Origin of the sequence: Pseudomonas agronomica, from assembly GCF_025917275.1 — a bacterium.
GTDB lineage: Bacteria > Pseudomonadota > Gammaproteobacteria > Pseudomonadales > Pseudomonadaceae > Aquipseudomonas > Aquipseudomonas agronomica.
The window spans coordinates 1-3776 of record NZ_JAOSHO010000474.1 but is presented as its reverse complement, the minus strand read 5'-3'; the positions used below and the strand labels follow the sequence as shown (position 1 = coordinate 3776).

The following is a 3776-nucleotide window of genomic DNA, read 5'->3' as shown; positions in this document are numbered from 1 at the left end:
GTTATCCACAGCGCCGTCGCCCCGAACAGCAATGCCTGGCAATTGATCAATCGGCAATGCCGCCTGTTGCGTCCAATACAAGCCAAGGGCAGGCAATTGGGCGACAACGCGCGCCCGCTCGTTTTCGGTAAGGTCTTCGGATTTGTTCAGCACCAGTAATCCGGCATCCACCAACGCCTGTCGTTGCGTATCGGGCAATGGCTTGCCGTCCGCCATCGCTCGGGCATCCAAAACCATCACGCAAGGCTGGACCGCCAGCACGCCGAGCCAAGGCGCCGCGTTCAATTGACGCAACAGTTGCAGCGGGTGGCCCAGCCCTGAAGGTTCGATGAACAGCCTGTGGGGCCGAGCCTTGCGCAGCAAGCGACCCAGGCCGATCTGAAACGGTGCGCCGTTGACGCAACATAGGCAGCCCCCGGCCACTTCGCCCAATGCGATACCATCGGCGGCTTGGGTCAGCAGCGCGGCGTCCAGGCCGACCTGGCCGAACTCATTGATCAGCACCGCCCAGCGTTCATCCGCTGGGCGCTGGGCCATCAGGTGCCTGATCAGGCTGGTCTTGCCGGCGCCCAATGGACCGGCGATGACATGGGTGGGGATGTCCTGCAACATAGATCAATGGCTTTGAGTGGAGGTGAAGATGCGAATATTCGGCTGGCTGTTACTGGCGTTGGCTTCGAACCAGGCCATGGCCCAGGCCTGTATCGTGCACAGCCAGGCGGAACGACTCGACGTCAAGGTCTGCCAACAGAACCGCAACATTCCGCAAAAGCTGTTCGCCGACGGGTTCTGCCAGCCGAGCCTGGCCGGGCAGAAAGTCGACGTGCAATACGTGGATCAGTGCCCTGGCGGCGCGTTTGGCATCTGCAGCAACGCCCAAGTCGCCAATATGCCTTATCACCAGGATATTCACTATTACGGCGTGGCGACCGACGCGGCCTATCTCAAGCCGTTTTGCGAAGGGAAAAGCCAGGGCACCTGGCTCAAGCCTTGAGCCAAGCGATCCAATCCGATGACACTTGATGCTCCCCGGGAGCGCGCCCAGGGAAGCGACGAATCAAGCCGCGACCTCGTCATGCCACGGGCCGAACGGGTCCGGTAACAGGCGCCAGGCTTCCATACCCAGGGCCATCTCCGCGTCGGTCAGCAGGCAGGCGTTCAGTTCTTCGGAGAGTTGATCGAAATCCATGTTCTGGCCGATGAACACCAGCTCCTGACGGCAATCGCCCGTCGCCGCCAGCCAGTTCTTCATGATCGCGGCGGTACTGTCCTCATCCTGCGGCCACTGGTGTTTCGGCACGAACCGCCACCAACGTCCGGCGAACCCATAACGCATCAATCCGCCGGCCTGGGACCAACTTCCCGCCTCTTCAGGTTTGCTCGCCAACCAGAAGAAACCCTTCGACCGCAGGAGCCGGCCATTAGGCCAAGGACGGTCGATGAACGTGAAAAAGCGCTCGGGATGAAACGGCCGACGTGCCCGGTAGGCTGTCGAAGCGATGCCATACTCCTCGGTCTCCGGTACAGGCTCGCCTCGCAAAGCTTGCAGCCAACCTGGTGCCTGGGCGGCGCGTTGAAAATCGAAAAGGCCTGTGTCGAGGATGCTCGCCAGCGGCACCTGGCCCATGACCATGGGGACAATCCGCGCGTGGGTGTTGAGACGCTCCAGTATCGCGATGAGTTCCTCCCGCTCCTGTTGGCTGATCAGGTCTATCTTGCTGATCAGAATCACGTCGGCAAATTCGATCTGTTCAATCAGCAGCTCAGTGATTGAGCGTTCGTCTTCCTCACCCAAGGTTTCGCCCCGGGATGCAAGGCTCTCGGCCGCGTGGTAATCCAACAGAAAATTTACGCCGTCGACCACTGTCACCATCGTGTCGAGGCGCGCGACATCGGCAAGGCTCCGGCCTTCCTCATCGCGAAACGTGAAGGTTTCCGCCACGGGCAGCGGCTCGGATATGCCTGTGGATTCGATCAACAAATAATCAAAACGCCCTTCCCTGGCAAGTTGCCCGACCTCTTCAAGCAAGTCCTCGCGCAACGTGCAACAGATGCAGCCGTTGCTCATTTCCACCAGTTTCTCTTCGGCACGATTCAGGGAGACATCTCGCTGGACTTCGGTGCCATCGATGTTGATCTCACTCATATCGTTGACGATCACCGCGACACGCAGGTTTTCCCGGTTACGCAGGATATGGTTGAGCAACGTGCTTTTACCGGCGCCGAGGAATCCGGAAAGCACGGTTACGGGAAGGCGATTGGGCATCGGGTATATCCTCATCGGTGGCCGTTCCGGCTCGACATGTTGGGGCAGGCAAATTTACGTTATACTATAACAACAACCAAACACCCAACTGCAAACCTTATTGACCGAGAACGATCCATGCGCAGCTCTGTGAGATTTATGACGGCGGGTTCGTTGTTGCTTTGGACGGTCTACGCGTCAGCTCAAAACCCGCTCCTGGCGAATTGCACCCGCAGCGGGAATTTGCTGGCGTGTGTCGATGGTTACGGCAACGCCTATAGCGTCCAGACGAGTGGAGACACTCTCTATACGCGCGGATTTGAGGCCGTCAGCCACCGCTATTGGGCGCAGACGAATAGCCGTTATGGCCAGCTCACATTTTTCACCGGCCTGGCTTCGGACGGGGAAAGTTGGGTTGGGTACAACCGTCGAGTTGGCTGGACGACGATCAATCGTTTTTCAAGCTCTGGCGGGAGCAAAGGTGCGTTCATATGTAGTCGCCTCAACGGCTGTCAGGACTCGCCGCGCTGACGTTTCACGTGGAACAGCCCGACGCATAAGTAAAACACCTTTCATGGGAAAGCTATTCACAAAGAAGACGTTATACTATAACGTCTAATTTTGAATTCTTTGCGGACCTCTCATGAATGCGTTAACGCTGCCCGACGTCGCTGCGCAGATTTCACGCCAAGCTCTTCCCCTCGATTGGGTCGGCATGTGTGGAATCGCTTTACCCGTGCTGATAGGCGGCCATCGTCGCCAGGCAATGGCCGATGCAGGCGTCAGCCTGGATGACCGTGAAGCACGCGGCATTCATATGTCACGCTTGTATTTGATATTGGAAACACTTGAAGCGACGGAGCTCTCGCCGCGGTTATTACATCGAATTTTGCAGCAGTTTCTCGATAGTCACCAAGGCTCGTCCCATGCGGCTTCATTGACTATCCGTACCGATCTTTTGCTAAAGCGTCCGGCCCTCATCAGTCCCTTGGACGGTTGGAAGCGCTATCCGGTAAGCATCGAAGCCAGCCTGAAAAACGCAATGTTCCACGTGGAACTTCGAATTCGGATTCCCTATTCCTCCACCTGCCCTTGCTCCGCGGCACTCGCTCGACAATTGATCCAGCAACAATTCGTCAACGACTTTGCGAACAAAACGCTCGAGCACGCCGAGATCCTCGCCTGGCTGGGCTCGCCAAATGGCATCGTCGCCACCCCCCATAGCCAGCGCAGCACGGCAACGCTGACCCTGCGGTTGAACAAAGAGATCGAGGACTTGCCGTTCCAATCCTTCATCGATGCTGCCGAAGCAGCCCTCGGTACCGCGGTGCAAACCGCCGTCAAGCGCGCAGACGAACAGGCATTTGCGTTGGCCAACGGCCAAAACCTTATGTTCTGCGAAGACGCTGCAAGGCGGCTGACCACAGCCTTGGCAAAACCCTCTCTCATCGATGCGCTGAGTGTCAGGGTCGTTCACGCCGAAAGCCTGCACGCCCATGACGCCGTGGCCGAAAGTAGCTGGACGCGAGGC

5 protein-coding genes are annotated in these 3776 nt (G+C 58.2%); 3 read left to right on the top strand and 2 right to left on the bottom strand.

The genetic code is table 11. The features are described from left to right. The coding region (locus OC610_RS22940) for a CobW-like GTP-binding protein (RefSeq protein ID WP_264431049.1) at positions 1-612 on the bottom strand (612 nt) is incomplete at its 3' end. A 28-nt stretch (positions 613-640) separates the two neighbouring features. Between OC610_RS22940 and OC610_RS22935 the strand changes: the two genes are divergently transcribed. After that, positions 641-994 (top strand): NADH:ubiquinone oxidoreductase, encoded by a 354-nt coding sequence (locus tag OC610_RS22935; RefSeq protein WP_264431048.1) that lies wholly within the window; start codon positions 641-643, stop codon positions 992-994. A gap of 63 nt (positions 995-1057) precedes the next feature. Here OC610_RS22935 and zigA read toward each other — a convergent pair whose 3' ends face one another. Then, positions 1058-2266, bottom strand: a complete 1209-nt coding sequence (gene zigA / locus OC610_RS22930; RefSeq protein ID WP_264431046.1) for a zinc metallochaperone GTPase ZigA — start codon at positions 2264-2266, stop codon at positions 1058-1060. A 117-nt stretch (positions 2267-2383) separates the two neighbouring features. On the opposite strand from zigA, the gene OC610_RS22925 reads away from it, so the two are divergent. Both OC610_RS22925 and folE2 read left to right on the top strand, forming a co-directional pair. Continuing rightward, entirely contained in the window at positions 2384-2776 is a 393-nt protein-coding gene (locus OC610_RS22925) for a glutamine synthetase (protein WP_264431044.1), read from the top strand. 112 nt (positions 2777-2888) lie between these two features. After that, positions 2889-3776, top strand: an 888-nt coding sequence (gene folE2, locus OC610_RS22920; protein WP_264431042.1) for a GTP cyclohydrolase FolE2, incomplete at its 3' end; no start/stop codon positions are given.